3 protein-coding genes and 1 pseudogene are annotated in these 2,037 nt (G+C 40.6%); all 4 read right to left on the bottom strand.

What is annotated here, in order from left to right; genetic code table 11:
- Positions 1–38: 38 nt before the first annotated feature.
- The 4 genes and pseudogenes from BCT11_RS03800 to BCT11_RS03780 all read right to left on the bottom strand — a co-directional run bounded on the left by BCT11_RS03800 (position 39) and on the right by BCT11_RS03780 (position 1,844).
- The gene (locus tag BCT11_RS03800) at positions 39–545 is read right to left on the bottom strand and encodes a hypothetical protein (protein ID WP_102387203.1); all 507 of its coding nucleotides are present in this window, start codon (positions 543–545) and stop codon (positions 39–41) included.
- Between the two features lie 145 nt (positions 546–690).
- Entirely contained in the window at positions 691–1,269 is a 579-nt protein-coding gene (locus tag BCT11_RS03790) for a hypothetical protein (RefSeq protein WP_102387183.1), read from the bottom strand.
- A 39-nt stretch (positions 1,270–1,308) separates the two neighbouring features.
- Positions 1,309–1,444, bottom strand: a pseudogene (locus BCT11_RS03785) (DUF3265 domain-containing protein).
- Positions 1,434–1,844, bottom strand: a complete 411-nt coding sequence (locus tag BCT11_RS03780) for a GIY-YIG nuclease family protein (protein ID WP_102387182.1) — start codon at positions 1,842–1,844, stop codon at positions 1,434–1,436. The pseudogene BCT11_RS03785 and the gene BCT11_RS03780 overlap by 11 nt, the downstream one beginning before the upstream one ends.
- Positions 1,845–2,037: the final 193 nt, after the last annotated feature.

The raw sequence follows: 2,037 nt of genomic DNA, 5'->3' as shown, positions 1-2,037 counted from the left end.
AAAATGCCACGCGTTGCGAATCACTCTTAAACAGTTTGTTAGTTTTCAACATCTCGAACCTTGCCCAATAAGAGACCAACAATATCACCTGCAAGGGTAATAGCAGATTGCAGTTCTTTGAAAGGGTCCTTGCCCACCGAGTCAATAGAGTTACCGATGTACAACCTTTTTCTAGTGAACTCATCGAATAGAGCGTTTAGCTTTGGATCTCCCAAACCTTTTACCCTTGCAGTAACAGCAGGCAAGGACGCTAAATGATCACTTTTAATTTGGAAGTTGCTTCGAGAACCCTTATCAACAAACACAAGGCTGTAAGTTTCTTGCATAGCAGCTAGATCAGAATCCAAGAACTTAATTACGGGCTCTACTAACTGCTCACTCTTAAACTTGGCGACAAAGTCTAGTTTTTTCATATTTCGTTCATGACGATTTGCAAAATACTTTTGAATCAAGTGAAAAACAGATGTAATAATCACACCAAACAAAGCTCCAGAGGTGGTTACTAAGGCTGTCTGATAACCATCAAAATATTCAAACCAGTTCATTTTATTCTCGTAGTTAAACTTGAAAAACTAACGCCCTGTTAAGGTGTGAGCAACGCAATACCAAAGCTACCGCATACCACCTTAAACACAAAACACAACGCATAACAAAAATGCCAAGCGTTGCGAATCACTCTTAAACAGATTGTTATATGTTTAATCCTTCACTCCACTTGGTGAAGTTTTTACGTGTTTGGAATACACAACTGTCAAAAGAATTAGCCTGAACCTCGGTGAAATCTGGCGGAAAACCAGTCTGATAACGGAAGGAGCCACCAGTTCTCAGAACCTCTTCCCACGTTCTGATGCTACGAATTCCAGCTTGAAAGCCACTTGTTGCTTGCACTAGTTCTATTGGTTTTTGATGTAACCAAGAACTTAAACTTGGAAATGCGTTAAATACGGATTTGGGAACTACAAGCAAATTCGGCTCCCCTTGCATAGGATGACCTGACTTAACCCCCCACGCTCTTTCCAAAAAAGCTTCGATAGGGAATAAATCATCGCTGGTTGTAACTTCCGAGTAAAACAAGCCACTGTAATGATCAGTAATCATATAATGGACGACATGTGTTTTTGTATAACTTGATGATTTACCAATAACAGCCTTAAACGGAGTAGATTGGCGTTTAAACTTACCTTGCTTCGTTACATAGAAATGCTTAGAGACTGTAACAACCAGTTGATGGACATGATTTGAATAATCCGAACGATATCTTACTTGCACAATGACTCCTGCTTTCGCTGATAAACATATAACGCCCTGTTAAGGGGTGAGCAACGCAATACCGAAGCCGCTGCATACCACCTTAAACACTAAAACCAACGCATAGTGAAAATGCCACGCGTTGCGAATCCCTCTTGAACAGTTTGTTAGCTGTATGATGCCCACTACAATTGATTAGCTAGATATCTATCGAATCCGAGTTTATTAAACTCTGTTTTATCCAGATCACCATCGAGTAACTGCTTGGCAATCAGCGATAAGGGAGAAGTTAGGCTGTCTGTAGACTCTCTATCTAACACCAACAACCCAGACCCAAAGAGCAAACATTCAGCTTCAATAAACTTAGAAATATCATCTGTTAGCTCAAACCACTCAAGATGTTTATGATTCGGTTCGAATTTGATGTGAAGTTGCTTTTCGCAAACTTTAGAGCCCCGCATGAAACCCAATAATCTTAATCTGTCAGGTGAACCTGTTTGCAGTTGATTGACGCGCCTCACTAATGACCTTCTAGTCCAGCCAATTTTAACCAACCCAGTGGTTTCTCCATGTAGAAAGTAAATTATTCCGTTCATATGACTCCATTCATACTGCTAACGCTCTGTTAAGGTGTGAGCAACGCAATACAAGAGTCGCCGCAAGCCACCTTAATCACTAAAACCGACGCATGGTAAAAATGCCACGCGTTGCGAATCACTCTTAAACAGTTTGTTAGTTTGTTTTTCCAGTTTGAGCTCACCTGTCACTTTAGCCAATCGTAAAGCTACC

This window comes from Vibrio sp. 10N.222.52.B12 (assembly GCF_002875385.1).
GTDB lineage: Bacteria > Pseudomonadota > Gammaproteobacteria > Enterobacterales > Vibrionaceae > Vibrio > Vibrio jasicida.
This window is presented reverse-complemented; position numbering and strand designations above follow the sequence as displayed.

Coding starts and splice junctions, on each gene's coding strand:
- BCT11_RS03800 (WP_102387203.1), bottom strand. CDS start 545: ATGAACTGGTTTGAATATTTTGATGGTTATCAGACAGCCTTAGTAACC.
- BCT11_RS03780 (WP_102387182.1), bottom strand. CDS start 1,844: ATGAACGGAATAATTTACTTTCTACATGGAGAAACCACTGGGTTGGTT.